General features: G+C 69.1%; 22 protein-coding genes. 9 read left to right on the top strand and 13 right to left on the bottom strand.

The features are described 5' to 3' along the window. Positions 1-26: 26 nt before the first annotated feature. The 5 genes from FHR04_RS07240 (at position 27) to FHR04_RS07220 (ending at position 5,937) form a co-directional block, all read left to right on the top strand. On the top strand, positions 27-1,823 hold the full coding sequence (locus tag FHR04_RS07240) for a diguanylate cyclase (protein ID WP_139402014.1): 1,797 nt from the start codon (positions 27-29) through the stop codon (positions 1,821-1,823). A gap of 33 nt (positions 1,824-1,856) precedes the next feature. Continuing rightward, positions 1,857-3,398 carry a DUF4127 family protein gene (locus tag FHR04_RS07235; protein ID WP_139402012.1) on the top strand — a complete coding sequence of 514 codons (1,542 nt, stop codon included), beginning with the start codon at positions 1,857-1,859 and terminating at the stop codon, positions 3,396-3,398. 47 nt (positions 3,399-3,445) lie between these two features. Further along, positions 3,446-3,796, top strand: coding sequence for a hypothetical protein (locus tag FHR04_RS07230; protein ID WP_039684740.1), 351 nt, complete (start codon positions 3,446-3,448; stop codon positions 3,794-3,796). A 33-nt stretch (positions 3,797-3,829) separates the two neighbouring features. Further along, complete coding sequence (locus tag FHR04_RS07225) at positions 3,830-4,219, top strand: hypothetical protein (protein ID WP_139402010.1); 390 nt, start codon at positions 3,830-3,832, stop codon at positions 4,217-4,219. 140 nt (positions 4,220-4,359) lie between these two features. Continuing rightward, positions 4,360-5,937, top strand: coding sequence for an L-glutamate gamma-semialdehyde dehydrogenase (locus FHR04_RS07220; protein WP_170213882.1), 1,578 nt, complete (start codon positions 4,360-4,362; stop codon positions 5,935-5,937). A gap of 160 nt (positions 5,938-6,097) precedes the next feature. On the opposite strand, the gene FHR04_RS07215 is transcribed toward FHR04_RS07220, so the two are convergent. Then, positions 6,098-6,373: a cold-shock protein gene (locus tag FHR04_RS07215; protein WP_039684733.1), complete on the bottom strand. Its 276-nt coding sequence runs from the start codon at positions 6,371-6,373 to the stop codon at positions 6,098-6,100. Positions 6,374-6,715: 342 nt separating this feature from the next. Here FHR04_RS07215 and FHR04_RS07210 point away from each other — a divergent pair, with 342 nt between their 5' ends. Continuing rightward, the gene (locus FHR04_RS07210; protein ID WP_139402008.1) at positions 6,716-7,279 is read left to right on the top strand and encodes a gamma carbonic anhydrase family protein; all 564 of its coding nucleotides are present in this window, start codon (positions 6,716-6,718) and stop codon (positions 7,277-7,279) included. 388 nt (positions 7,280-7,667) lie between these two features. Continuing rightward, positions 7,668-8,525 (top strand): hypothetical protein, encoded by an 858-nt coding sequence (locus FHR04_RS07205; RefSeq protein ID WP_249039020.1) that lies wholly within the window; start codon positions 7,668-7,670, stop codon positions 8,523-8,525. Positions 8,526-8,585: 60 nt separating this feature from the next. Here the strand turns inward: FHR04_RS07205 and FHR04_RS07200 are convergent, their stop codons facing one another. The 4 genes from FHR04_RS07200 to FHR04_RS07185 all read right to left on the bottom strand — a co-directional run bounded on the left by FHR04_RS07200 (position 8,586) and on the right by FHR04_RS07185 (position 14,196). Then, complete coding sequence (locus FHR04_RS07200; protein WP_211344175.1) at positions 8,586-9,455, bottom strand: SDR family oxidoreductase; 870 nt, start codon at positions 9,453-9,455, stop codon at positions 8,586-8,588. Between the two features lie 298 nt (positions 9,456-9,753). Next, positions 9,754-12,105: an ATP-dependent DNA helicase RecG gene (gene recG, locus FHR04_RS07195; protein WP_139402006.1), complete on the bottom strand. Its 2,352-nt coding sequence runs from the start codon at positions 12,103-12,105 to the stop codon at positions 9,754-9,756. Positions 12,106-12,186: 81 nt separating this feature from the next. Further along, positions 12,187-13,083, bottom strand: a complete 897-nt coding sequence (locus FHR04_RS07190) for a phosphotransferase family protein (RefSeq protein ID WP_249039019.1) — start codon at positions 13,081-13,083, stop codon at positions 12,187-12,189. 69 nt (positions 13,084-13,152) lie between these two features. After that, positions 13,153-14,196 carry an HD-GYP domain-containing protein gene (locus FHR04_RS07185; RefSeq protein ID WP_249039018.1) on the bottom strand — a complete coding sequence of 348 codons (1,044 nt, stop codon included), beginning with the start codon at positions 14,194-14,196 and terminating at the stop codon, positions 13,153-13,155. Between the two features lie 406 nt (positions 14,197-14,602). Between FHR04_RS07185 and FHR04_RS07180 the strand changes: the two genes are divergently transcribed. After that, a complete protein-coding gene (locus tag FHR04_RS07180) occupies positions 14,603-15,883 on the top strand; it encodes an RsmB/NOP family class I SAM-dependent RNA methyltransferase (RefSeq protein WP_139402004.1) in 1,281 nt (426 codons plus the stop codon). Positions 15,884-15,892: 9 nt separating this feature from the next. After that, on the top strand, positions 15,893-16,561 hold the full coding sequence (locus FHR04_RS07175; RefSeq protein ID WP_139402002.1) for a hypothetical protein: 669 nt from the start codon (positions 15,893-15,895) through the stop codon (positions 16,559-16,561). A 59-nt stretch (positions 16,562-16,620) separates the two neighbouring features. Here FHR04_RS07175 and deoD read toward each other — a convergent pair whose 3' ends face one another. From deoD to FHR04_RS07135, 8 genes are read right to left on the bottom strand one after another with little or no spacing between them, the layout of a single operon-like run. Further along, positions 16,621-17,331 carry a purine-nucleoside phosphorylase gene (deoD, locus tag FHR04_RS07170; protein ID WP_139402000.1) on the bottom strand — a complete coding sequence of 237 codons (711 nt, stop codon included), beginning with the start codon at positions 17,329-17,331 and terminating at the stop codon, positions 16,621-16,623. 28 nt (positions 17,332-17,359) lie between these two features. Beyond that, positions 17,360-18,547 (bottom strand): alanyl-tRNA editing protein, encoded by a 1,188-nt coding sequence (locus FHR04_RS07165; RefSeq protein WP_139401998.1) that lies wholly within the window; start codon positions 18,545-18,547, stop codon positions 17,360-17,362. Next, positions 18,544-19,560 carry a DsbA family protein gene (locus tag FHR04_RS07160; protein WP_139401996.1) on the bottom strand — a complete coding sequence of 339 codons (1,017 nt, stop codon included), beginning with the start codon at positions 19,558-19,560 and terminating at the stop codon, positions 18,544-18,546. The genes FHR04_RS07165 and FHR04_RS07160 overlap by 4 nt, the downstream gene beginning before the upstream one ends. Positions 19,561-19,569: 9 nt before the next feature. After that, on the bottom strand, positions 19,570-20,349 hold the full coding sequence (locus FHR04_RS07155; RefSeq protein WP_139401995.1) for an alpha/beta hydrolase family protein: 780 nt from the start codon (positions 20,347-20,349) through the stop codon (positions 19,570-19,572). Further along, positions 20,346-20,864, bottom strand: a complete 519-nt coding sequence (locus FHR04_RS07150) for a histidine phosphatase family protein (protein WP_139401993.1) — start codon at positions 20,862-20,864, stop codon at positions 20,346-20,348. The genes FHR04_RS07155 and FHR04_RS07150 overlap by 4 nt, the downstream gene beginning before the upstream one ends. Next, entirely contained in the window at positions 20,861-21,409 is a 549-nt protein-coding gene (locus tag FHR04_RS07145; protein ID WP_139401991.1) for a DinB family protein, read from the bottom strand. The genes FHR04_RS07150 and FHR04_RS07145 overlap by 4 nt, the downstream gene beginning before the upstream one ends. Next, positions 21,406-22,881 carry an FAD-dependent oxidoreductase gene (locus FHR04_RS07140; protein WP_139401989.1) on the bottom strand — a complete coding sequence of 492 codons (1,476 nt, stop codon included), beginning with the start codon at positions 22,879-22,881 and terminating at the stop codon, positions 21,406-21,408. The genes FHR04_RS07145 and FHR04_RS07140 overlap by 4 nt, the downstream gene beginning before the upstream one ends. Further along, positions 22,878-23,276, bottom strand: coding sequence for a hypothetical protein (locus FHR04_RS07135; protein ID WP_139401988.1), 399 nt, complete (start codon positions 23,274-23,276; stop codon positions 22,878-22,880). The genes FHR04_RS07140 and FHR04_RS07135 overlap by 4 nt, the downstream gene beginning before the upstream one ends. Positions 23,277-23,312 lie beyond the last annotated feature (36 nt).

Genomic DNA, 23,312 nt, shown 5'->3' with positions numbered 1-23,312 from the left:
GCTCGGCTTTTTACAGTGGGCGCAGCATGAACCTTCGCCGCCTGCTGCTGCTGTCCCAGGTGCCCTTCTGGGCGCTGCTGGTGGCGGCCTTCGTGTTGCTGTCGTCCACGCTGGATGCCCGCGTTCAGGCCACCGAGCGGGCGGACCAGACCCGTGCCCGGCTGGTGTCGGTGGCCCAGGTGATGCAGCATGTCGTGGACCTGGAAACCGGGCTGCGCGGCTACGTGATCACCGGGGAGCCGCGCTTTCTGGACCCGTACAACGCGGCCCAGGTGGCCCTCCCGCAGGCGCTGGCCGCGCTGGAACTGGGCAGCAGCGATCAGGACGGGAGCCTGGGCCGCATCCGGGCGCTGATCGGCCGCTGGCAGAATGAGGTGGCCGCGCCCGAACTGCTGGCCCGGCAGAGCAGCGCCGCCGCCGCCGCCGCCCTGGTCAAGACCGGCCGTGGCAAGGCCATTCTCGATGAGATCCGCACCCAGGTGGAGCGGTACAGCGCTGGACAGGCCGCCTCGCTAGCTGAGCTGGAAGCGGTGGCCTCGGCCCAGTTGCGCCGCCTGCGCCTGACCCTGCTCGGGGTGGGCGGCGTGGCGCTGCTGGCCAGTCTGCTGGCCACGCTGTTCAGCGCGCACAAACTGTCCAGCAGTTTCGGGCGTTTCACCGCTGCCGTCCGCCGCGTGTCGGAGGGCGAAGACGGCGTTCAGGTCGAGGACCGCGGCTCGGTGGAGATGCATGTGCTGGCGCGTGCCTTTAACCACATGAGCGGCGCATTGACCCTGGCGCAGCAGGAGGCGGCGATGCGCGCCGATGAACTGACGGCCCGCAACGACTGGATGGCCCAGTTGGGGGACTTCGGCGACTGGATGCAGGCGGCCCGCAGCTTGGACGAGGGCGCGCGGATTCTGGAGTGCGCCCTGCCGGAACTGCTGCCCGGCACGCGCGGCACGCTGCTGCAGCACAACGCCTCGCGCAACCTGTTGCTGCCGCTGGCGACCTGGGGCGGGGAAACGGGTGTGGCGACGCCCCCGGACGGCTGCTGGGCGCTGCGCCGGGGCGAGATCGTGTCGCCGGGGGCGGACCGCCTGGCCCCGGCGTGCCTGGGCGGGCCGGGCGGCACGTATACCTGTGTGCCGCTGTTCTCGCACGGCGAGACCCTGGGCATCATGCGCCTGCGCCCGGCGGTGGAGGGCCAGGAACTGCCTGAAGCCCTGCGCGCCCTGCTGCCCGGCATCGTGCGGCAGGTGTCGCTGGCGCTGGCGGGGCTGCGCCTGCAAGACCGGCTGCTGCAGCAGTCCATCCGCGATCCGCTGACCGGGCTGTTCAACCGCCGCCGCCTGGAAGACGAACTGGCCGCGCAGACCGCCCACGCCGCCGCCAGCGGTCAGCCGCTGTCACTGATCGCGCTGGACGTGGACCACTTCAAGCGCCTGAACGACACCTTCGGCCACGACGCCGGGGACGCCGCCCTGGTGCGCCTCAGCGCCGCCCTGCGCGACATGGCCCCGCCCGGCAGCACGCCGGCCCGCCCCGGCGGCGAGGAGTTCTCGCTGCTGCTGCCCGGTTACGATCTGGTTGCCGCCACCGCCCTGGCCGAACGCCTGCGCGCCGAGATCGCCGGCTGGGCGCTGACGCACGCGGGCATTGCGCTGGGGCAGATCACCGTGTCGCTGGGCGTGGCAGGCTACGCCCCCCCGCTCTCTACGCCCGACGCTCTGGTGCGCGCCGCCGACGAGGCCCTGTACAGCGCCAAGCGCCAGGGCCGCAACCGGGTGGTGGAGGCCGCGCCGCTGCACCCCGAAGCGTGGCTGACCCTGACGCCGGGATGAACCGGGGCGGCTGCCTGTACTACGCTGAAACGGATGCCATCCTCTGCCCGCGTCCTGCTGATTCCGCCCGATACCCGTCCGCAGACGCTGGACCTGCCGGTGCAACTGGCCGCCATGACCGGGGCGGAGGTGCGGGTGCCGCCGGCTGATATGTTGCCCGACTTCTCCACGCCTGGAACGCTGGACTGGATGGAGAACTGGGTGCTGCGGGAGGCAGAGGACGCGGACGTCCTGATCGTCTGTCTGGAAACCCTGTGCCTGGGGGGGATGATTCCGGCCCGCCGCGTGTCGGACCCGCTGGAGACAGCGCTGGAGCGGCTGGCGGTGCTGGCCGAGGTCAAGCGCCGGGAGCCGGACCTCCAGATCTACGCCTTCGGCGTCATCGTGCGGGTGGCCCACGACAACGATCCGCACGAGGAAAAACCGTACTACGGCCAGTGGGGGCGTGAACTGCGGGCCTACAGCGCGGCCTTTGACCGCCACGCCCGGCACGGTGACGCCGAGGCCGGGGCGCTGGACGCGGCCCGCGCCGCCCTGCCGCCCGAGGTTCTGGCCGACTGGCTGGGCACCCGCGAACGCAACCGCGCGCTGCATCTGGCCGCGCTGGACCTGCTCGCGTCGGGCGTGCTGACCCACCTGTGCCTGACGCTGGACGACACCACGCCGTATGGCCTGGCCGCCTTTGACCGCCGGCTGCTGGAGGCGCGGGCCGATCAACTGGGAGTCTGGGAGAGGCTGGACGTCTACCCCGGTGCGGACGAGGTGCCCTGCACGCTGCTGGCGCGGGCGCTGGCCCCACAGACGGCGCGGGTCTGGGTGCGCTACAGCGGTATGGGCGGCGCGGGGGCCGAGCTGATCTATGAGGACCGCCTGGCCGGGGAACTGGTGCGGGCGCAGCTGCGGGCCGCCGGCTGCGTGCTGGCCGACACGCCTGCCGAGGCCGGCTTCGTGCTGGCGGTCAACACCCCCGGCACCCGGCAGGCCAACCGGCAGCCGGACTTTGCCACGGTGGACACGCCGCACCGTCACCTTCCCGCCTTTGTGGACGCGCTGCACGCCGATCTGGAGGCCGGGCGCCCCGTCTCGCTGGCCGACATCGCGTACCCCAACGGGACCGAGCGGCGGCTGTGGACCCTGATGCAACCTCTGCCGCTGGGTCGGCTGGCCGGCTTCAGCGCGTGGAACACGGCGGGCAACACGCTGGGCACGGCCATCGCCTTCGGCAAACTCGCGCCGCTGGTGACGGACCGGGCGGCCCACGCGGAGGCGCTGTTCGCCCGCATGGTGGACGACGCGCTGTACCAGTCGTTCGTGCGTGCGGAGGTGCGGGAACGGCTGACCGATCCCAGCCCCTACGATCTGGGCGATCAGCGGGCAGCGGCCGAGGCCTATCTGCGGGAACTGATGACGCCGCGCATCGAGGCCCTGTGGGAGCGGCATTTCGCGATGGAGGGCCTGGGCCTGACCTTGGGCGAGGCGCATCTGGCGTGGCCCAGGCTGTTCACGGGGGTGTTTCCACTGAGGGTGCAGTCGTCCATGACCACTGGACAGACGGATCATCCCGCCTCACCCTGAGTCATTTGTATGATGCGTGGCAGACCCGCGTGTGTAACGTTGGGGGCATGACTGACCGCCTGGCCCTGCCCGCTGCCGCCGCCCTGGCCTTCCTGACCCTGGCGCTGTGGCTGTACCTGCTGCTTTTTCAGGCCGCGGGCGTGCAGGTGGCCAACCGCAGCGGCGCGGTACTCGGCGGCCTGACGGTCTGCCAGAGCGGCGGCGACTGCCTGCACCGCGAGCACCTGTGGCCCCACCAGACCTGGCGCGTGCCGCTGGACCGCGAGGCTGGAGAGCCGGTCCGGTTGACCGTGCAGGAGGCGGGCGGTGGGCGGCCTGCGGCGGCGCACACGCCCAGAATTGCCGGAACCCGCCCGTCTTTCGTGGTGGGTCAGGGCGGACGCATTGAAGTGCAGTGAGGGTCCGCTGCACCCGTGCGGCACAATACTTCCGTGACCGAGTCCCGCCCCCGCTCCCCGCTGTTCTCTCTAGGGGCGCGTAGCGGTAAACGTCCCCCGGCCACCCCGGCGCGGCTGGCGGTGGGGGCCGCGCTGTTCGGCCTGTGCGCGCTGGGCGCGTGGCTGACCATTCCCCGCCCGGACGTGCGCGTGATGAACGCCAGCGGTCAGAGCGTAACGGTCACGGTTCGGGGAGGTGGGGCAGAGGCCACGCAGACACTGGGCGTGGACCGCGTCTGGGCCGTCAATCAGGCCTTCGCGCCGGGCCCGCTGGACTTTCAGGTCAGGCTGCCGGATCGCCCGGAGGTCCGCACCGCCTTGGCCGCGCCTCCCTTCCCGCTGCGCGTGGCGGTGGACCCGGATGGCCACGTCGCCCCCCGGTGATGACCTGGCGTTTGACAGGTTGGCGGGGCGGAATCCCTCTGCCGCGCAGTCCATTTCGGCTGCAGTGGAGCGCCTGACAGCGCCGCTTTGCCAGCGCTGGGCGGCGTGTTAGCCTCAGCCTCAAGCACAAGGAGGCACACATGATGGATACACTTGCGGGCGGGTTTCTGCCCTTCGAGCATGAACCGTACTTCAACTTCGCCCAGCCGGACGTGGCTGAGCGGCAGCGCGCGGCCTTCCAGCAGGTCCGCGAGAAATACGTCGGCCAGCGCTTCCCCCTGTACCTCGGCGGCGAACGGCTGGAGGGCGAGGACACCTTTGCCGTTCACAACCCTGCCGACACGCGCGAGACCGTGTGGCACTTTCCAAAAGCCACGCCGCAGCAGCTTGAACAGGCCATCGACGCCGCGAAGCTCGCCTTCGAGACGTGGCGTTTCAGCGATCCGTTGCAGCGGGCCACCATCTTCAAGCGGGCGGGCGAACTGCTGCGGGCGCGGCGCATGGAATTCAACGCCGTCATGACCCTCGAAAACGGCAAGAACTGGGCCGAGGCCGACGGCGAGGTGGCCGAATCGGTGGACCACTTCGAGGTCTTTGCCCGTGAAACCCTGCGCTGGGCGGCGGGCAAGTCGGTCTATCCGATGCCCGACGAGCACGTCACCACCGTCTACGAGCCTATCGGCGTGGTGGCTTGTATCAGCCCCTGGAACTTTCCCAGTGCGATTCCTCTGGGCATGGCGTTAGGCGCGATTGCCGCAGGCAACACCGTGCTCTGGAAGCCCGCCAGCGAGACGCCGCTGAGCAGCCTGCTGATGGTGGAACTGCTGTATGAGGCGGGGCTGCCCCGGAATGTCATTCAGTTCATCACCGGCACCGACGACGTGCTGGGTGATCCGCTGGTGGACCACAAGGACATCCGCATGGTGGCCTTCACCGGCAGCCGCGAGATCGGGTGCCGCATCTTCGAGCGTGCCGCCAAGGTGCAGCCCGGCCAGAAGTGGCTCAAGCGCGTCATGGCCGAGATGGGCGGCAAGGACCCCACGGTGGTCTGTGCCGATGCCGATCTGGACGCCGCCGCCCTGGGCATCGTGCAGAGTACGTTCGGCTACGCGGGCCAGAAATGCAGCGCATGCAGCCGCGTGATCGCCGAGGACAGCATCTACGACGAACTGCTGGACAAGGTCCGGGCACTGGCCGCCGAGGTGAAAGTGGGCCTGCCCGAGGACAACGCGCCGCTTGGACCGGTGATCAGTGCCGGCAGCGCCGAACGCATCATGAAGTATGTGGAGAACGGCAAAAAGACGGCCCGGCTGGTGCTGGGCGGCGAGCGGGCCGAGCTGGGCGAGTGCGAGGGCGGGTACGTTCAACCGACAATCTTCGCCGACGTGGAAAGCACCGATCCCCTGTTTCAGGAAGAAATCTTCGGCCCGGTCCTGGCTTTTTCCAGGGCGCGCGACTGGCGGCATGCCATCGACCTGGCGAACGACAGCGACTACGGCCTGACCGCCGCCTTCTACAGCCGCGATCCGCACAAGCTGGCCGAGGCCCGCAAGCTGATGCAGGTGGGCAACCTGTACCTGAACCGCAAATGCACCGGGGCGCTCTCTGGTACCCATGCCTTCGGCGGCTATGGCATGAGCGGCACCAACGCCAAGGTAGGCGGCCCCGATTACCTGTTCTGGTTCCTGCAGACCAAGGCCATCGCACAGCGGTACTAGATCTCGGGAAACCCCTGGGGGCAGGCGTCGTCAACGGCGTCTGCCTCTTACGCTGGATGCGTGAGGGGCATTGGCCCGGCGCGGCGCACACGAAAAGCGGACGCCCGAAAGCGCCCGCAAGAGAAAGAAAAGTTGAAGTCCTGATCAAGAGATCAGGGGTTTACCAGCGGCTGCCGCCACCCCGGTTGCCGCCCATACCGCCGTTGCCGCCCATAGGAGCAGGCGCGGCGTTGGTCACGACCACGTTCTTGGCCTGAGGGCCTTTGTTGCCCTGACCGGCTTCGACTTCGAATTCCACTTCGTCGCCTTCGTTGAGCTTGCGGAAACCGCCGCTCTGGATGGCGCTGTAGTGCACGAACACGTCGGGGTTGCCCGGATGCTCGATGAAACCGTAGCCTTTCTCAACGTTAAACCACTTTACTCGTCCTTGAGCCATAACTCTCCTTGCATCTCCAAGTCCGCCGCCCGGTTGGCCGCCCTCTGGGCCGCAACCGCACAATGGCGCGGGGCTTGAGACAGGTGCATTATCGCACGTTCTGGTCCTCAGATGTCGAATTGTGAAGACTGGGCGCTGACCCTGCCGGGTTGATGCGCCGCCCAGCCGCTGTCTGAGCATAGTTCTGGACCGGGTTCAAAGACAGGGTGGCCGGGCGGCCCGTCCCTTGACACTGGCTTTCCCAGCCAGTCCTGGACCGCGTGCTAGCCTGATTGCAATTCGCCCGGTGCGGTGCCGACGCAGCCTGCCGTTCCCACACTTTCCGGGCGCTGGAGGAAGACTGTGCCGCTCTATGCTCTTGACCAGCTTGTTCCCCAGGTGGATGCCACCGCATTTGTGGCCCCCAGCGCTGACCTGATCGGGCAGGTATTCGTGGCGCGGCAGGCCAGCGTGTGGTTCGGCGCGGTGTTGCGCGGCGATATCGAGGCCATCACGGTGGGACCGGGCAGCAATGTGCAGGACGGCGCGGTGCTGCACACGGACGCCGGGCATCCCTGCGTGCTGGCAGAGGGCGTCACGGTGGGCCACCGGGCCCTCGTCCACGGCGCGGTGTGCGGGGCGGGCAGCCTGGTGGGCATGGGCGCGGTGATGCTCAGCGGCTCCAGCCTGGGCGCGGGGGCCATGCTGGGCGCGGGCGCGCTGCTGCCCGAGGGCGTCCACGTGCCAGACGGTATGCTGGCGCTGGGCGTTCCGGCCCGCGTGGTGCGGCCCGCCCCCACGGGGGAACACGCCGCCCGCTACGTCCAGAACGCGGCCCGGTACAATGGGCACCTCCAGGTGATTGAGCCCAGCCCCGTCCAGGCCATGACCGTCAACGTCGAAGAAAATCCGGCCTTCGACGATTGAAATGATCAAACTGGCAAGGCCTGCCCTTGTACCCGCCCCATACACGAGCCAACGCATCCAAGCGTCCCGAAGCCCTGAAGGAACTGGTGGAACATCCGTGACCGACGACTCCAATTCTCCCCTGAACCCACAGCAGCCTGAGCCGCACAGTCCTGATCCGGTTCACCCGGAGCCCGCTCCCGCGGCCCGGCCAGCGCCCTCCAGAGGCACCCCGGCTGGGAAAAGCCCGTCTTCCCGCGCTGCCCAGGAGGCTGACCTGCCCGTTCCCGGCCAGTCGCCGCTCAGGGACGCTCCGACACCCCCAAGTGCCGAAGCTGGTTCAGAGGCCGCCCCAGGAGCTTCGGCCCCGGCAGGCCCCACGATCCGGGTGACCCCTTCCGCGCAGGCCATGACGCCCCAGTCGGCCTCTGAGAAGGCGGCCCCCGCCGCGTCCGGGGCGCCGGCTCCGGCCTCTTCGGCCTCTCCCTCCGAGGAACTGGCCGAGCTGATCCCGGAACTGACGCCCATGTTCCCCGGTGCGTCCCCGTTCCTGGCGCGTTTCCTGCCGCACTCGCCGCCCACCTACGCCGGGCTGAACGAGAGTTTTTGTGACCTGCACGCGTTTCTCAAATACCTGCACGAGCATTCGTGGTACGGCTACCTGTACGCGGTGCTGGGCGACCAGACCGCCTACGTGCTGCTGTTCGAGGGCCGCACCGTGACCGCTGCCGCCGCGAGCGCCACCGGCGAGCAGGCCCTGGGCGAGCTGCTCAACCTGTACGAGCAGGGCGCGTCCCTGAGCGCGCACCCCCTTTCGCCGGCCTACGCCCACGTCCTGAGCGGCATCGGCTCGCGGGCCTGGAAGTTCAACCTGACCGAGGATTTCACCGGCCTGCACGCCCGGCCCACGGGGGCGATCTTCTACGTGCGCGGCGAGATCGTCGCGACGCTGCCCGCCACCCTGCCCTACGAGGGCGCGTTCCCGGCCCCGCTGCGCCCGCAGACGCTGATCCTGCCGCGCAGCTTGGCGGGCTGGGCGCACCACCATTACAACCTGACCCTGCGGGGCCGCGACGGCATGAACGCCATCACCGACGTGTATCAGGTGTTCAGGAGCGAGTACGGTGCGCCGGGCATCGCCTTCCTGCGGGCGCTGGGCGAGAAGCTGACCCCTGCCGAGTACGCCATGCGCTCGGACGCCGCGCTGCACGATCTGGAGCCGATGGTTCACAGCTTCCTGAAGACCGGGTACATCCGCGAGGTCTAGCCGGGAAAAGGCAGACAAGAAGGGCGAGAACGTGGTTTCTCGCCCTTCTTGTCTGCTTGGTCAGTGGGGGACTGGCTGGCCGCTCTGGGCGGTCTTCGGGGGCAGGGGAGCCTCCTCGCCCACATAGGCTTCGCTCAGGTGCCACAGCCGCAGGGCCGCGCCGTCGTCGAGTGCCTGAGGGGCCGGCAGCGCCTCGCGCGACTCCACGAAGTAGCGCCCCGACACCAGAATGGGGTCCGCCGCCAGATGGATGCTGGTCTGCGCGCCCTGCTCAGGGGTGATGCCCAGGCGACTGAACTGCCCGAAAAGCGCGCTGTCCTGCCCGAAGCCGGTGGACACGAAGCCGGGGTGCAGCGTGTTGGCCTGGAGCCAGGATTCGCGCCGCGCCAGCTCCCGCGTGAACAGGATGTTGGCCAGTTTGCTCTGGCCGTAGGCCGCCCAGCCGCCGAAGCCGCGCCGGAACTCGGGATCGTCGAAGCGGATGCGGCCCATGACATGCGCGCCCGAGGACACCGTGACCACTCGTGGGGCGTTGCCCGCCCGCAGCAGCGGCAGCAGTTCGCGCGTCAGCAGAAAGGGGGCCAGGTGGTTGAGCGCCCAGGTCAGTTCCACACCCTCGCGGCTTTCCTGGCGCGTGGTGTAGAAGGCCCCGGCGTTGTTGACCAGCACGTCCAGACTGCCCACCCGGTCCCGGAATTCGGCCGCCACCTGCCGCACCTGCCCCATCTCCGCGAGGTCCGCGAGCAGCGTTCCGGCGGCCCCGATCTCAGCGGCCACCCGCGCGGTCTTTTCGGGGTTGCGGCCCAGCACCGTGACCGCCGCGCCGCGCCGCGCCAGCTCCCGCGCGGTCTCCAGCCCGATGCCGCCCGTCGCGCCCGTGACCAGAACGGAGCGGCCCCTCATGCTCTGCGTGTTGTCTGAAGGTGTCATCGGCCCAGCATACGGGCCGGGGGTGGGGGAGACCGCGTGCGTGGCTGCTGGGCCAGGGTCGGGGTTCGGGGCCGCAGAAAGAAAGGACCCGATCCTTGTGTGATCCGGTCCTTCCGCGCTGTGGACTTCACTCGGCCCACCTTTAAGTTGTGCGCTGTGACACCACAATAGGCCGACAGGTGTCACAGCGTTGTCACCATTGGATGAGAAACTGGCGACTTCCCCTTGTCCGGAGCCACACAGGGCGGGACTGGGGGAGAACAGGGCCACGTCGCCCGGTCCCTGGGGCGGGGTGGCCTCAGATCACCTCGCGGTAGGCCACGCTCTCGCTGCGGTTCTGCAATTCGCTCCGCAAATACTGGAGGCGTGGATGCTCCAGCCGGGGATCGTGCGCCAGGATGTGCTTGGCCAGTTCGCGGGCCTGCTCGATCACCTCCGCGTCGTTGGCGAGATCGGCCAGCCGCAGGTCGGGAATGCCGCTCTGGCGGGTGCCGCGCAGTTCGCCGGGGCCGCGCAGCTTCAGGTCGGCCTCGGCGATCACGAAACCGTCAGTAGAACCCTCGATGATTTTCAGGCGTTTGCGGGTCTTCTGGCTGTGTTCCCCGGCGATCAGCACGCAGTAGCTCTGCTGGCTCCCGCGTCCCACCCGCCCGCGCAACTGGTGCAGCTGCGCCAGCCCGAAGCGCTCGGCGTTCTCGATCACCATGACGGTGGCGTTGGGCACGTCCACCCCCACCTCGATCACGGTCGTCGAGACGAGAATGTCGAACTCGTGGGCGCGGAAGCGTTCCATCACGTGGTCTTTCTCGGCGGCGCTCATCTTGCCGTGCAACAGGTCAATCCGCGCCTCGGGGAGAATGGTCTTCAGATCCTCGGCCAGCTGGGTGGCGGCCAGCAGTTCCAGCGTCTCGCTCTCCTCGATCAGCGCGGTGACCACGAAGGCCTGCTGGCCCTCGCGAATCTGCCGCATCACGAAGCCGTACGCCTGGACACGGTGGGTGTCCTGGAGCAGCTTGGTTTCAATCGGGGTGCGGCCCGGCGGCAGCTCGTCGATGATGCTCAGTTCCAAGTCACCGTAAGCGGTCAGGGCGAGGCTGCGCGGAATCGGGGTGGCGGACATCACCAGCACGTCCGGGCGGCTGGCGAGCAGTCGGCGCCGCTGCTGCACGCCGAAGCGATGTTCCTCGTCCACCACCGCCAGCCCCAGGTTGTCGAAGCGCACGTTCTCCTGAATCAGCGCCTGGGTGCCCACCACCACGTCCACCTCCCCCTCGGCGATGCGGGTCTGCATCTCCAGCTTGTCCTTGGGGGTCATCGCGCCGATCAGCAGGCCCACCCGCACGTCGAGTTGTCCCAGGTAGCCGCGCAGGTTGGCGTAGTGCTGCCGCGCCAGAATCTCGGTGGGGGCCATCAGCGCGCCCTGATAGCCGTCGCGCACCGCCAGATACAGCGCGCAGGCCGCCACCGCGGTCTTGCCCGATCCCACGTCACCCTGGATCAGCCGGGCCATCTGCTGATCGCCGCGCATGTCGTCGGTGATTTCCAGCAACACGCGGCGCTGGGCGTTGGTAAAGCGGAAAGGGAGTGCGGCCTCGAAGCGGTTGATGTCGTCGCCGGTGGCCTGGAAGCGTTTGCCCTGCAACACCGAGTCCTCGCCCTGCAGCAGCATCCGCAACTCTAAGAACAGGTACTCGTCGAAGCGCAGGCGGGAGGTGGCCCGCGTCAGGTGGGTCTCGTCGCTGGGGAAATGCAGGCCCCACAGGGCGTCGGCCAGATCGGTGACGCCATACTTCCTGCGCCAGTGAACCGGCAGGTAATCGTCGAGCGGCGCGGCCCCCAGCGCCCGGAAGGCGGCGCGGCGCAGGAACTCCTGCGAGATGCCTTCCTTGGCGTCGTACACGCCCACGATGCGCCCGGTGCTGAGGCTGTCCTGGGCGTTGTCCAGCGTCTCCAGATGCTCCACGCCCAGCTGCACGCTGCGGCCAAACTTCTTGACCCGCCCGGTCAGCACCAGCGCGGCGCCTTCGCGCAGTTGTTTTTCCACCCACGGCTGGTTGAACCACGTCGCCTTGACCCGTCCGCCCGACGGCGTTTCCAGCGTCACGTCGATGACCAGCATGCCGGGGCGTGGGCTGCGGCGCGACTTGGCGACGACGCGGCCCTCCACCGTCACCTTCTGGCCCTCCTCCACGTCCGACAGATCGGGCAGCGCGCGGCGGTCTTCATGGCGGTGAGGGTAGGCGTGCAGCACGTCGCGGACGGTGTGCAGGCCCAGCGTCTGCAACTTGCGCGCGCCGCCGGGGCCGGTGTCCAGCCGGGCCAGCGGGGCGTCGATGGGCAGGCGTTCGCCGGGGGCCGCCGTGGGCACGGCCTGCTTGGCGGCGGGACGTGGGGCGCGGACAGGTTTGGCTTTCTCTTTCTCGCCGTCTGAGAGGGCCGCCAACGCTGTCTTCAATGCTTCCTCTCGCTCCGTGACCCCCAGGTCGCCGTAGCCCCTCAGCGTCTCCCGGATTTTGGGAAAAGGGTTGCCCAGCGGCGAGGCCAGCAGCTTGTCCACGCCGCCCGCCACCACCCGGTTCTGGCACCCGCCCGCCAGTTCGGCCGCCAGGGGCCGCCTCAGCCGTTCACGCAGTTCTGCCACCGTTGCCACGCCCTCTCACCTCCCCCATGCCGAGCATTCGGGCCGCAGGCTAGCAGAGGTGCGGGCGGGCGTCCGTGAGGCGCTTCGCGGTCAGCCGCCTTCTGGCAGCCGCGCCAGCGCGTGGCGGGCGCGGGCCACCTTGAACTCCTTCTGGGCATCGAATTCGTAGGGTTCGTTCATCAGGAACCAGTACAGGTCATGCAGGGTGGTCAGGGCCAGATAGGCGCGGTAGCGGGTCAGGGTGGCGGGGGCGCGGTCCGGCAAGAAGCCCAGGGCGGCGTCCAGACTCTGGCCGGCGCTGAGCAGGTCCAGGGTGCCGGTCTTGAGCAGCGCCAGGTCCCGCAGCGGATCGTCCCAGTCGGCGCGCGTCCAGTCGATCAGCAGCACCTGTTCCTGGTCCGCGCTGTCCTGATTCGCACTGTCCGGACTCGCCTGGTCCGCGCCGGGCCGGTGGGCGATCAGGATGTTGTCGTGCCACATGTCCAGGTGGCAGAACGCGGCCGGCTGGTCCAGCAGGCCCCGCTCCAGCGGCAGGTCCACCGCCTCGAACAGGTCCGGGAGTGGGTACGCGGCCAGGGCACTGCGAAAACGCATCAGCCGCTCGCGGAGCCGCTCCAGGTTGACGCGGCCTCGCTGCTGGGCATGCAGGTCGGTCACGATCTGGCGCAGGCCGGGCAGGGCGCGCGGCACGTCGCTCGCGCGCAGGGGATGACCCGCGAAGCGGCGCATCACCAGCGCCTCGACCCCGTCGGCCTCGGTGACGCCCAGCAGCCACCCGCCCATGCCCGCCTGAATCATGTTCTGCGCCTCGGTGCGGTGCTGCTGGAGGTGGTTGCGGTACACCTTGACCACGGCCGCGCCGTCCGCAGTGGTGTACACGCGGCTCTGCATGCCCGAATCCATCGGGGTCAGCGGGCCGTAACGGGCCTCCAGCTCCGGGAAGCGTTGTGGACGTGCAGTACCAGCAGAGGTGGGGCGCAGGGTCACGGCCACCTCATCGCGGCGGCCCGCCACTGGGCGCGCACCGCTTGAACTGACCAGGGTTGAGCGGACCGCTCATTTTGCAGATGGCTCGGTGCTGACCTTTTCCATCAGGCCCACCAGACGGGGGTCCAGTCCCTTGCCTGCCTGCCCGCGCAGCCGCTCGAAATCGCCCAGCCGCACGTAGGCGTTGGCGACGGCCAGGATGCGGGCGTACAGCGGGATGTCCTCTCCAGCCAGTTTGTCGGGTTCGCCCTGACCGTCCCAGCGCTCGTGGTGGTGGCGGATGGCCTTCTGCGCCTGGACCATATGCGGCACGCCGTGCAGAAAGTTCGCGCCGACCTGGGCGTGGCCCTTCTCGCCGTGGATCTTGCCCAGATCGTGCAGGGTGGCCGCGAACCACAGCTCTTCGAGTTCCCGCTCCGCCAGCCCCACCGCGCGTCCCAGCTTCACGCTGGCCTCGGCGACGGCCTGTCCGTGGCCCAGCGCATCGAATTCCTGACTCTCCAGGGCTTCCACCACGCCGCTGCTGACCTGCCGCGCGGTCAGGCGCCAGTTCTCGCGGCTTTCCAGCAGGCCCAGCAGCGGCGCCACCGCCGTGGCCCAACGGGTCACCAGTTCCTGCGCGGCCAGCCCGATGTCCTCGGAGGTGTTGCGGTCCAGCACCAGCGCGCCCATGTTCCGGCCCCGGTCATTGACCGGCACCACCAGCGACAGCGCCACGTCCCGCATGCCACAGGTGTCGAGCACGCCGTGCAGTTCGGGCGGGTTGGCCTCGTACAGCTCGCGCGAGCCGTCGCTCAGAACCCGCGTGCGCAGCGCTGCCCAGGGGCCGGACAACGGCGTGCCGACCAGCGCCTTGGGGTAGCCGAACACCGCCGTCACCCGGTCCTGGCCCTGCGCCCGGTGCGTCACGGCGTAACCGCGCAGGTTGCCGCCCAGCAGAAAGCTGGCGTGGCTCAGCGCGCCTTCCAGCACGCCTTCGTGGGTGGGACGCGCCAGCAGTTCGTTCAGGACGCGCACGGCCTCCATATCGCCCGCAGGCGCGCTGGCAGAGGGAACGCGCGCCTCGGCGGACGCGAGCGGGGGCGGCTGGGGGGGGCGGGGGCGTCGGAACACGTTGGGGGCAGTATAGCCGTGTGGATGGCGGCAGGGGGTGGGGTGGCCGGTGGCCTGGACCCCAGGCTCGCCCGCTGACCACCTGATCCCGCCAACTGGCCTTGCAGGTCTGCTGCCCGCCGCTCTTTTCCGGCCCTCTGCCATTCGGCCTAGCCGGTCCTGCGACTTTCGGCGGATGCACGGTTCCCGGCAGCGGCGCACACTGGGGTCACTTTCGGGCGGGGCCTTCCAGAAGCGGGAGCATCGACAACCCGCCTGCAAAGTTGCTGGCCCTCCTGTCCGAGTGAAGACGAGAGGGCTGTTTTGTGGGTGGCCCGGACGCACGCCCCTACATCGGCCCGCCAACGGGCGCGAACCCGTGCGCGCAAACCATTTGCCCGCGCGTCAGCCCGTATGCTGGCCCTGAATGACGTTTACCCCCCGGCCCAGACCCGAAGCCTTCAATCCGGCCCGCGAACTCGCGGTGCGGGTGCTGCTGCGTGTGCTGGCGGGCGAGAGCTTTGCCGCCCCGGCGCTGGACGCGGCCCTGCAGAAAGCCCACCTGCCGGGCCGCGACGCGGGACTGGCCACGCACATCGTGTACGGCACGCTGCGTCATTTTCCCAGCCTGGACACGGCCCTGAGCCCCATGCTGACCGGCGACACCCACCCCAAGGTGCGCACGCTGCTGCTGGCCGGGGCCTTCGAGAAGCTGTACCTGGACACCCCGCCGCACGCGGTGGTCAGCGAGTACGTCAATCTGGCGCGCGGCGCACGGCTGGCCCCGCCGGGACTGGTCAACGCGGTGCTGCGCCGCATTGAGGCGCCTGCACCGTCGCAGGTGACGCGCACCGAACTGCCCGGCTGGCTGGCCGAGACGTACCGCGCTGCGTATGGCGCACAGGCGGAGGCCGTGTTCGCCGACCTGCTGACCCCGCAGCCGCTGTGGCTGAGCGTGTCCGAGGCCGGGTTCCGGTCCCTGGAGGCCGAGGGCAGCCGGCTCAACCCCGGCCCGCAGGGCACGGACCGGGTAGAACTGTCGCGCCCCCTGCGCGAGACCGAGGCGTTTACGCGCGGCTGGGCGCAGCCGATCAACCCTGCGAGTCTGGCCTGCGTGGACGCGCTGGGCGAGGTGCAGGGTGAGCGCGTGCTGGACCTGGCCGGCGGCGCGGGCATCAAGGCCGCCATGCTGGCCGCGCGGGGGGCACAGGTGACCAGCGTGGACCTGCTGCCGCACAAGCACGAGCAGGCCCGCGCCAACCTGGGCCGCCTGGGCCTCCAGGCCGAGTTCCTGACCCACGATCTGACCCAACCCGTCAATTTGCCGCCCGCTGCCCACGTCCTGCTGGACGCGCCCTGCACCGGCAGCGGCACCCTGCGCAGCCACCCTGAGATCAAGTTGCGGCTGACACCGCACGCGGTGGCGGCGGCGGCGGCCCTGCAGGCGCAGATGCTGCCCCACGCCGCCGCGCTGGTGGCCCCCGGCGGCACGCTGGTCTACTCGGTGTGCTCGGTCACGCCGCAGGAGGGGCCGGAAGTGATCGCCGGGTTCCTGGCCGGACATCCCGAATTCGAGGCCGAGGCCGTGCCGGAGGTGGAGGTGCCGCACGTGCCCGCCGGAGACGGCCTGCTGACCGTGCCGGAGGGCGGCATTGACGGCTTCTTCATCGCCCGCCTGCGCCGACGCGCCGATTCTTCCATCGGCTAAGCTGGCTCCATGTTTCCCGCACGCCGGCTGCTGCCCGTCCTGCTGACCCTGAGCGCCGCCGCCCAGGCCCAGACCGCGCCGAACTGCGCTCTGGCCAACGCCGTAGACGACGGGGCGTATGCCACCCTGACCATCGGGCAGTGGAGCGAGGCCGATCAGGACAACGCCTCGGTCAACTGGGCCGAGTGCCGTGCGGCCCGGCTCAGAAAAGAGCTGGCGGCCTTTCCCAAACTCAGGGCGCGGATCGACGGCCTGCGGCAGCAGTACCGCGAGATGAGGGCGCTGGAGGGTCAGCTGGCAGGCATCCGCGCGGGCGGCGGCACGCTGTACAGCCACGCCGTGCCGCGCATGTATCCCCGCCTCGAAGACCAGTTGCAGAGTCTCTCGGCCCTGGCCCGCAGCTCACTGGGCGCGCAGACCGGACAACTGTACGGCCAGAAGATCGCGCAGGCCACCACCGAACACATCGCTTATATCGCCACGCTGCGGGCTTACCAACCCGCGCCCGACGAGCAGTACAGCCTGTACAAACCGCAGGAATGGAAGGCGCTGGTGGACCGCTACGAGGCGCTGGGCCGCGCCATTATGCAGACCCTGGGCAGCCGGGGTGACGCGGCCACGGCGCTGGGCTACAGCATCCTGAACAACACGACATTTGACGCGGGCGCGCTGTACTGAGTGGCAAGTGAAGGGGCCTGTCAGACTGAATATCTGACAGGCCCCTTCACTTCCAGGTCTTATTCCAGGCCCAGCGCGGCGTCCAGCGCCACCTCGATCATCTGATCGAAGGTCTGCTGGCGCTCCTCGGAGGTGGTGACCTCGTGGGTGACCAGATGGTCGCTGATGGTCAGGATGGTCAGTGCCTTCACGCCGTGCTTGGCGGCCAGGGTGTACAGCCCGGCGGCCTCCATCTCCACGGCCAGGATGCCGTAGTCGGCCCAGATCTTGTACTGGTCAAAATCGTCGTGGTAGAAGGTGTCGCTGCTCATGATGTTGCCGACGTGGGTGGTGAAGCCGCGCTCCTGGGCGATCTGGTAGGCGCGCAGCAGCAGCCCGAAGTCCGCGATGGGCGCAAAAGTCTTCTCGCCGAAACGGATGCGGTTGATGTTGCTGTCGGTGCTGGCGGCCTGGGCCAGCACGATGTCGCGGACATGCACGTTTTCCTGGTAGCTGCCTGCGGTGCCGACGCGCACCAGATTCTTGCAGCCGTAGTCGGTGATCAGTTCGCTGACATAGATCATCGAGCTGGCAATGCCCATGCCGGTGCCCTGCACGCTGACGCGCTGGCCCTTGTAAGTGCCGGTAAAGCCCAGCATGCCGCGCACGTTGTTGTGCTGGACGGGGTTTTCGAAGAAGGTCTGGGCGATGTGCTGGGCGCGCAGCGGGTCGCCGGGCAGCAGGACAGTTTCGGCAATCTGGCCGGGTTCGGCGTTCAGGTGAATGCTCATGGGGACACAGGTTAGCAGGGCCGGGCGATCAGGAGGAGGGCGCGGATGCCAGGGTGGCCCGCACGGCGGCCAGGAACCCCTCCGGCTTCAGCGTGCTGCCCTGCGCCAGATCGGGCCGTCCGCCCCCCTTGCCCCCGGTCACAGCCAGCGCCGCCCGCAACACCTCGCCCGCGTGAATGTCCTGCCGTGCGCTGGCGACGCCGCAGCGTCCGCCCTTCGCCAGGGCCACCCGCACCTCCCCGGCGGACACGTCAGTCAGGACCGGCAGCAGCAGGGCCGGGTCATCCAGCTCCAGACAGCGCAGGCCCAGACCGTCGGGGGCCGTAGCCTCCACGAGCAGGTGGGCCAGCCGCTCACGCAGGCCCGCCGTTTCGGCCTTTAACGTCACGGCGTCGCCGCGCAGGGCCTCCACCCGCTCGGTCAGCCGCTCTGGCGGCACGCTGAAGGTCTGGGCCAGGGCGCGGGCCTCGCGGTAGGTGGCGCTCAGGTATTCGCCCGCCTCCTCGCCCGCCATGAACACCACGCGGGTCACGCCGCCCCGGATGCGCTCGGTGCGCAGAACCACCACCGGGGCGGCCAGACTGGCCTGCGGAACGTGCGTGCCGCCGCAGGCGCTGACGTCGAAGGGCAGGCCGTCCTCGCCCCGGAAGATCACCAGCCGCACCTGTCCGCGCACCTTGGTTTCCCGGCGCAGCGGGTAATTTGCCAGTTCTTCCTCAGCCACCGTGGGCGTGTCCAGCGTCAGGCGCTGCCGCGCCAGCGTTTCGCGCAGCAGGGTCTCGGCGGCGCGCACGCCGGCTTCCGTGGGGGCGCCGCGCAGGTCCAGGGTGCATTCGGGATTCGTCATGTTGACGGCGTCCACGGCGAAGGCCGGGTTGACGCGCACGAAGGCCTGGGCCAGCAGGTGTTCGCCGCTGTGCCGCGCCATGTGCCGCCAGCGCCGCGCCGCGTCCACCTCGCCCGTCAGTGCCGTGCCGACGCTGGGGAGGGGGCCGTCCAGCGTGTGCCAGATCTGTCCCGTCGCCTTGTCCTTGCGGGTGTCGGTCACGCGGGCCTGGCCGCCCGGCCAGCGCAGGACACCGTGATCGGCGCTCTGCCCGCCGCCCGCCGGGTAGAAGGCGGTGGCATCCAGCGCGACTTCCTGGCCCTGGCTGGCGCTGACCGTGGCCGCAAAGGTCAGCTGCACCGGATCGTGGTGGTACAGCGCGCGGGTCAAGGCTGGCCGCCCTCCACCGCGCGGGTGAACTTGATGAGGTCCAGCAGCCCCGCCGTGTCGAAGGGATTGGCCGCCTGGTAGGGGCCGACAAACACGCTGGGCGTGCCGTTCAGGCCCAGGCGTTCGGCCTCGGCCAGCCCGGCGTCCACGGCCGCCTGGCCGCCGCGCGTTGCCAGACAGGTGTTGAAGGTGCCGGTGTTCAGGCCCGTCTCGGCAGCCAGGGCCGCAAAGACCTCGTCTGCCTGGCCCGCCAGCCACGACTGATCGCGGAACAGTGCGTCCTTGTAGGCCCAGAATTTGCCCTGCTTCGCGGCGCATTCGCTGGCCTCGGCGGCGGGGCGGGCCAGCGGGTGAATGCTTTCCAGCGGAAACTGGTGGAATTCCACGCGCACGTCGTCCGGCAGGGAGCGCAGCAGGGCAGGCAGCGTCTCGCTCTCGAACTGACGGCAGTACGGGCACTGGAAATCGCTGTAGACGCGCAGCACCACGTCATTCTTGCTGACGCGGCGGGCGGGCAGGGCGTTGGCGGTGGGCGCGAAGGCACCGTCCGGCACGCGGGCTAGCTTGAGGTCCACGGACAGCAACTGGGCGTCGGCCTTGACCGTGATCGCGAACGGCTCGGCGTCGACCGTCAGCCCCTCCAGCAATTTCTTGCCCACGTCCTCGCGGCCCAGAAAGCCGAGCAAAGGTTCGGCCAGCCCGCTGCCAAAACCGCTGAGCAGCCCGGTCAACTCGGCCGCCCGCGCCGCCGCCTTCTGTGGGTCCACGTTCGACACGGTGATCTTCGCGCCGGTCACGTAGCCGCCCCGGCTCTGGAGGACGGCGCTGGACCCGTCGGCGAAGGTCAGCAGGCCCGCCGCCCCCTGTTTGACGTCGGCCAGCGACGGGCTGTTCAGGAACGGGGCGAGCGGCTGGCCCACCTGCGCCCCGGCGCGGCCCAGGCCCAGGCCGATCAAACCCAGCGCGGCCAGCAGCGGGGCCCGTTTCAGGCGGTTGGTTGCGTTGAATGGCATGCGCCCATGCTACGGCACGTCCGTCCGGGTCAGAAAATCCACCACCGCGTCCCGCATGCCCTGGCTGGTGTAGTGGCCCACCCCGGCGAAGACCTGTTCGTTGAAGTGGTCAGACTGTCCCGCCCGCGCGTACGCGGCGCGCAACGCCTGCGCTGTCGGCACGTGATGCGCGTCCAGCTCAAACGTCGGGTCACTGTCCCCGCTCGCCAGCAGCAGCGGCGTGGGTGGAAAGTCGTCGGCGTGCGTGTTGGGCCGGTGTTCATCCAGAAAGCGCACGAGTTCTGGCCGCCCCACCTCCGGCTCGTGCCACACGCCGGAGGTGATCAGCGCCGCCGCCCGCCCGATTCGCGCCTCGGTGCGGGCCAGCGTCAGTGCCACGTAGCCGCCCATGCTAGAGCCGACGGCGACGGTGGGCACTGGGCTATACAGCTCTACCACTGCGTCCAGCAGGGCCGGGGCCTCGGCCACCGAGCGGCGCACGCTCTCCCAGACATACTCGCGGGCATTCAGGCCGGGTGGGGTGTCGGCCTGCCGCTCGCCGTGCAGCGGGGCATCGGGAATCACCACCGCCGTGCCGCGCGTTGCCAGCGCGGCATACACGCCCAGCTTGCCCTCCTTGGCGGCCCAGGCCCCGTGATGGACGAGGCAGACCGCCTGCACGTCCTGACCTTCCGGGGGCAGTTCCAGCAGGCAGGGAATCCCGGCCAGGACACGGCGTTCGACGCGGTAGGGCAGCCCGTTCGCCGTGGGCGCGGCGTGCGGATCTGAGGGATGGAAGGCGCGGGTCATGCCAACGGTATACGCGAAGCCTGTCCGTCCAGACTGAACTGCCACACATCCGGGTTTCTTAATCCCGCCCAGCCCTCGTAGTCCAGGCCCAGCAGCAGCGCCAGCAGGTTGCCGTGCGTGAAGACGGCGGTGAGACCATGCGGATCCCGCGCGTCGTGAAGGGCGGCCAGGGCGCGGGCTTTGGCTCCCATGCCGGATTCGCCGCCGGGCAGCTTCAGCGCAGGTGCGGCGAAACTTGCCCTCAAGACGGTCTGCCAATGGGGGAGATCGGTGGGGCTCAGGACGCGCTCAGTCAGCCGTCCATCGGTCTCGATCTTCAGGCCCAGCGCCTGTGCGATAGGCCGCGCCGTGTCCACCGCCCGCCGCCACGGACTGCTGACGACGCGGGTGATGGGGTGCTGGGCGAGTTGCGCGGCCAGTCGCTGCGCCTGCATTTGCCCCTCCGCCGTCAGCGGCGCGTCGGGAGCCTGTCCGCTGGCCTTCGCGTGCCGGATCAGCAGAAATTCGCCGCTCACTCCTTCTTCTTTGGTGCGACGTGTTTCCGCAGAATTCGGATCTGCCCCCGGTGGCTGACCTCGTCCTCCATGACGTGAAACCACGCCCAGTGCTGGTTCATGTCGTCGTAGGGCGCAGGCAGGCGCGAGGCCAGCCAGTCGTCGTCTTTGGTGGTGAAGGTGTCCAGCGTGAGCTTGCGAGCGGCGTCCAGCTCGGCCAGCAGGGTGTCCAGGCTCTGCCCGGTGGGAGGCGGCGTGCCCTGCTGGCCCATCGACAGCCCGCCCATGATGGCCCCGTCCATCTCCCCAAAATCGCGGCCCTCGAACGACATCATCTGGTAAACCCGGTCTACCGCCGCGATGTGCGCCAGCAGCATGCCAATGGAGTTGCCGAAGCCCTCGGGCACGGTGTCGACTTGCTCTGTCGTCAGCCCCTCCACCGCCTGCAAGGTGGTCAGGCGGGTGTAGTTCATCATCTCCACCAGTGCGCCGATCTGCGGTGTGTACTGGGATTCGGGCTCGATGCGGTAGGCGCGTTCGGAGTGCAGCGTTGTGGCTCGGCTCATAGGTTTCCTCCCAATCTTCTCAATTCAGTCTGGAGCGCGTCGATCCCCACATCCCGCACGCGTCCGTCATGCTCCCGCGCGGCCCACGCGGCGGCGATTCCGGCGGCCTCGCCCATGCTGTGGCAGTTCTGCTGCACCCGGATGGCCGACTGCGCCTCGAAGGTGCTGCTGGCCGCCCGTCCCGGCACCAGCAGGTTTGAAATGCCGACGGGGACGATGGCGCGGAACGGGATCTCGTGGTAGGCGTCCTTTGCAAAGTACGGCGCGGTGCCGTCGCGCTCGTGCAGCAGCCGTGCGCCACCCTTGACGCTGTGAATATCTACCGGGTAGTGGTTGCGGCAGATGACGTCCGGGAAACGGGCGCAGTCCAGAATGTCGGTCAGCGTCAGCGTGTACTCGCCCACGATGCGCCGCGATTCGCGCACGCCCACCATCGGGGCCACCACGCCGATAAACGCGTTCTCGCACCCCGGCAGGGAGGCCCGGCAGAAGGCGGTCAGGCGGTCAATCGCCTCGCGCCCGTCGGTCTGCGCCGCGCTGAGTTGCCACGGGTCAGCGCCGTCGTGCAGCTCAGGCCGGATGCGCGGGCAGTTGAAGCTGATCTCGCCGGGCCGGCCGGGAACGCTGAAGCCCTGGAAGTAGTCGCCGTCGCGCTCCAGCAACACACCGGCCTCCACCGCCTCCCGAAACAGCGGCTCCAGCGTGCTGTTCTTGCCCCAGACCATCCAGAAGTGCAGGAAGTGCTCGCCGGTCTGGCCCTGCCCGTTCGCGTTCAGGAAGGCGCACAGCCGCGCCGTGTCCACCCCGGCCAGCGTGAAGCGCAGGCTCATGGCCTGATGAATGCCGTCCTCATCGCCTGCGTGGAAGGGCACGCCCGCCCGCGCGGCAAGATCGGCGTCCCCGGTGGCGTCGATGAACACGGCGGCCCGGAGGGCTTGCAGGCCGCCCTTGTTGTGGATGACAAGGGAATGGATGGCTTGTGGCTTGTGGCCTGTGGCTTGTGGGAAAGGATGGGGGGCGGTGAGCGGTACGCGGTGCGCGGTGTCCTTTCCATCAACCATCAACCATCTACCATCAACGTCATCTGCCATCACAGGTTCCACCACATGCGTGTGGTACAGCACCTCGCCGCCTGCCGAGAGCAGCATCTGCTCCAGCACGAATTTCATGCCCTCGGGGTTGAACCAGTTGTCGTTGCCGTTGGGGTCAACCGCGCCGTCACCGCGTGCCAGCAGGCGGGCCTTCAACTCATCCGTCAGCCCCCGGTTCAGGTTTTCGCCTGCCGAGAGGTTTCGCATCAGCGGCGTGACCCAGGCGTTGGTGCCGGTGCCGCCCAGGCTGCCCTGCGCCTCGATCACCAGCACCCGCGCCCCGGCCCGGGCAGCGGCAATTCCGGCGATGGCCCCGGCGGTGCCGCCCCCGGCGACGATCACGTCCCAGGTTTGGGAAAGGGTCTGGTAGGCGAGGGTCACTGGATGCGGACGGTTCCGTAGGATTTGCCGTTCACGATGATCTCGAAGGGATTGGTGCGTGTCGGGGTGCCGGGATCGGTGTAGTCCAGCGTTTTTTCGATATAAACGGGAGGACACGCCAGGGATGGCTCTTGCCTGGCATAAGTGGCCGTTGCACCCAGCCGAAGCTCCGTGGCCGTGCGCGAGAACACGCTGATTCGCTCGTCCGACTGAACACAGGTCTCACTGTAGTGGAGGGTGAGGGTCAGAGAATCCGTGGCGCTGAGGGTGGCCGGGAAGTCCACATCCACCACGCCAAGAACGTCAGGCTCCAGCCAGGCACGGATCGTGGTTTCCTGAGAGCCACAGGCGGTCAACATGACGGCAAAAGTCAGAGCAGCCAGCGTTGTTTTCATGTGTTCATCCCCCTACTGGTACGACGGAATCCGTAG

The sequence above is a fragment of the Deinococcus radiopugnans ATCC 19172 genome, from assembly GCF_006335125.1.
GTDB classification, from domain to species: domain Bacteria; phylum Deinococcota; class Deinococci; order Deinococcales; family Deinococcaceae; genus Deinococcus; species Deinococcus radiopugnans.
Note: the sequence above shows the minus strand (reverse complement) of the source record. Positions and strands in the feature narration are given on the sequence as shown.